We start from the raw sequence: 3,007 nt of genomic DNA, 5'->3' as shown, positions 1-3,007 counted from the left end.
ATTGCCGGTCAGATGTTTGATAACGAATATGACTTGGCCATGACCGTCATTGACGGCATGGAAGCGCGTAGTAAAGCTGGAAATTATCAGCTAGAACGTTTTATGTTTAAATGCGCCTAGCTACTTAGCATTGTGACCACATCAGCATGCGCTAACACCACATCGGGGTTACGCTGAAGTGCCATATCATACTTCACAGCAAAGTCATTTCCAACTTCATCAGGTGTGAGTAGAATCTGAATATCAGCAATGAGAGCAGCGATCGCCTCTGAGGTGATCGGCTCATCAGAGTAGATTAACTCATCAATTTGCACAATCAATTCTGAGAGACGATGTAACCAGGCAAACTGATCGTGATTGATCACCAGTTGCAGCAATTCACCTTTAGAGACCCGTCCGCGCACCTGTTCGTAACGAATACGCTCTGTCTCCAACAACAGTTTATGCAAATGCAATAACTTGATGCGTATATTGGTCAGCAGTTGATGTTGGGTCATGCGGTTTTGAAGCGTGTTAAGCATGAATATGTCCCATCCTTCCATTTCGGTAATCGTCGATCGCCTGCAGTATTTCGGCTTCAGTGTTCATCACAAAGGGACCATAGCGCACCACAGGTTCATTCAGCGGCACTCCAGCAATCAACAGTAGATCAAGAGGTTGGGCGGCATCTGCAGGATTGGCGATCGCCACTTCCTCACCATCCGGTGCAAAAATCACCATTTGCCCATCCTCACCCCGTTCCTGGTCAGTGCCAAACAAACCAGATCCATCAAGGACATAGGTAAAGGCGTTGTACTCCTTCGGTACCGGTTGAACCATGCTTGATCCCGGTTGTAGTGTGAAATGCAGGTAGATAATGGGGGTGCGGGTTTCAATCACCGCTTTCGCCCCCAACGCTTCTCCCGCAATCACGCGCACCGTCACGCTCCCATCGTTGGTCTGAGCCACCGGAATCTGCGCTGATGGAATTTCCTGATAGCGCGGCGCAATCAACTTGTCTCGCTGCGGCAAGTTGACCCATAGTTGGATGCCGTGCAGCCGCCCACCCGTGCGGGTAAACTCAGCTTCTGGCATTTCGGAATGCACGACGCCTGCCCCAGCGGTCATCCACTGCACATCACCGGGATTGAGCAGTCCGGCATGACCGACCGAGTCCTTGTGTTCCAGCCGTCCATCCAAGATGTAGCTGACGGTTTCAAAGCCACGATGAGGATGATCCGGTGCGCCCTTTGCTTGGCCGGGCTTCTGATTCACGGGACCCAATTCATCGAGGAGGAGAAAGGGGTCAAACTCGGAAAAGCTACTCTTGGGAAAAGGACGACGCACCAGGAATCCTGCTCCTTCAAACGTTTCTACACTATTAATGATTCCAGCAACGGTTCGGAGTGTTTGAGTTTGAGTTGTCATACAGTTGCCTCCAGGCAGACAGTTTATAAGACTTGTCTCATATATGATTAGTCATATATTAACGTAGAAAGATATAAATTCTATGGGTAGGGCTTGTCCTCCCTGTTCGTTCGGTAAACTGCCTATGTCTCTTGCCCACGTGATTCTGGGTCTGCTCCAGCAACAGGAGCGGACCGGCTACGACCTCAAAACCGAGTGCTTTGACGATTGCATTTCCCATCTGTGGCCAGCCGATCAGGCCCAGATTTATCGGACTTTAGACAAACTGGAGTCCCAGGCATGGATTACCTGTACGGTTGAGATTCAGCACGATCGCCCCAATCGCAAGGTTTACCGAATTACCAAAGCCGGTGAAACAGAGTTAACCCAATGGCTTCAAACGCATCATCCGTTGCCTGTGTTGCGAGAGCCGTTGCTGGTGCAACTCTATTTGGCGGCTCAGTTGCCTAACGAGGCTATCGTGGATTTGCTAAAGCAGGAACTAGAAGTACGGCAAGAAAAGCTAGCCCAGTGTGAGGCGATCGAGGCTCTATCTTTGAGCAATCCGACTGCATCGCGTGAACAAAAACTGCATCAACTGGTTTTGGACTTGGTGAAGCAACGGGAACAGACTTACTTAGATTGGTTGGAAAAGGTTATACATGCTGTGCACACGCTGCGCGATCGCAACAATCCGTAGCCAATCAACGTAAATTCCTTTAAATATATTGCGATGGAAAGTCAACAAAAATTCAAGCATTGGCTACGACGGCATTATCAACTTAACGGAGTACAGTCAAAATTAGGCATGATAATTCCGATATAGACATGATCATCCTCCGTGTTTGTTGGCTGGCGAATAGGTAATTGAGTTCGTTTTAGGTGAAAGCGATGCCTAGCTGAAGAAAATCTTCTACGCATTCTCTATGATTAGCTTCCGAGTCAAACCAGGCTTTTCATGCAGTCTGTGTGCTTCTGCCGTTTGAGCTAATGAGAATGTCTGCTCAATTCGAGGAGATAAAACACCAAGATTCAACCATTCAACTAGCTTAGACAAGTCAGCTTGATTGGGTTTATTTTCTACCACGATTGGTTTGATGGTTCGATCTTCAGTGTAAGGACCTCCTGGCTTCCACCATTCTGGAAGTACGGTTGTATAAGCTCCACCATTCTTCACGGCACTGAAAGTCTGATGGGCAATGTCTGCCCCAACCAGATCGATCGCCCCATCAACGCCTTCACGTACTACTTCACGAACAGCATTGTTCAAGCTTTGGTCAAATGGAACCGCCCATTCAACCCCTTGGGTACGTGCTTCTTCTGCTAAGTGAGGTGATATAGGGGAAATCACTTTTAACCCTAGATGCCGTGCTATCTGACCTTAGTGGTGCAGAAAACTTAGGGCAGTCTCACCATGAGAATGTGAGGACCCTAGCGAACTCAATGCGACAGTCTAGGGCGTCTCGCTTGCATTGAGAGGCGCAAGCGGGCGGTGGATTGCCCTTAGGCAAGGCTTGGAGGATGGGCAAGGGCAAACGCTCGTAGCAAAGCCGAGCCAGTTCCCGCAAACCGAGTTGCAGAAAACTCAAGCCCCGGTCGCCATGCCAATCCAGACGACTCC

Annotated in this window: 4 protein-coding genes and 1 pseudogene; 1 reads left to right on the top strand and 4 read right to left on the bottom strand. The window is 49.1% G+C overall.

The features are described 5' to 3' along the window. Positions 1-116: 116 nt before the first annotated feature. Both IQ273_RS32060 and IQ273_RS32055 read right to left on the bottom strand, forming a co-directional pair. Complete coding sequence (locus IQ273_RS32060; RefSeq protein ID WP_194027132.1) at positions 117-521, bottom strand: hypothetical protein; 405 nt, start codon at positions 519-521, stop codon at positions 117-119. Beyond that, entirely contained in the window at positions 514-1,407 is an 894-nt protein-coding gene (locus tag IQ273_RS32055) for a pirin family protein (RefSeq protein ID WP_194027131.1), read from the bottom strand. The genes IQ273_RS32060 and IQ273_RS32055 overlap by 8 nt, the downstream gene beginning before the upstream one ends. Before the next feature lie 124 nt (positions 1,408-1,531). On the opposite strand from IQ273_RS32055, the gene IQ273_RS32050 reads away from it, so the two are divergent. Continuing rightward, complete coding sequence (locus IQ273_RS32050) at positions 1,532-2,086, top strand: PadR family transcriptional regulator (protein WP_194027130.1); 555 nt, start codon at positions 1,532-1,534, stop codon at positions 2,084-2,086. Positions 2,087-2,299: 213 nt separating this feature from the next. Here IQ273_RS32050 and IQ273_RS32045 read toward each other — a convergent pair whose 3' ends face one another. Continuing rightward, positions 2,300-2,737, bottom strand: coding sequence for a zinc-binding dehydrogenase (locus IQ273_RS32045; protein ID WP_194027129.1), 438 nt, complete (start codon positions 2,735-2,737; stop codon positions 2,300-2,302). Between the two features lie 58 nt (positions 2,738-2,795). Next, positions 2,796-3,007: pseudogene (locus IQ273_RS34225) on the bottom strand (IS4 family transposase); the annotation flags it as partial.

This window comes from Nodosilinea sp. LEGE 07298 (assembly GCF_015207265.1).
In the GTDB taxonomy this organism is placed as follows: Bacteria; Cyanobacteriota; Cyanobacteriia; order Phormidesmidales; family Phormidesmidaceae; genus Nodosilinea.
This window is presented reverse-complemented; position numbering and strand designations above follow the sequence as displayed.

Coding starts and splice junctions, on each gene's coding strand:
- IQ273_RS32055 (WP_194027131.1), bottom strand. CDS start 1,407: ATGACAACTCAAACTCAAACACTCCGAACCGTTGCTGGAATCATTAAT.
- IQ273_RS32060 (WP_194027132.1), bottom strand. CDS start 521: ATGCTTAACACGCTTCAAAACCGCATGACCCAACATCAACTGCTGACC.
- IQ273_RS32050 (WP_194027130.1), top strand. CDS start 1,532: ATGTCTCTTGCCCACGTGATTCTGGGTCTGCTCCAGCAACAGGAGCGG.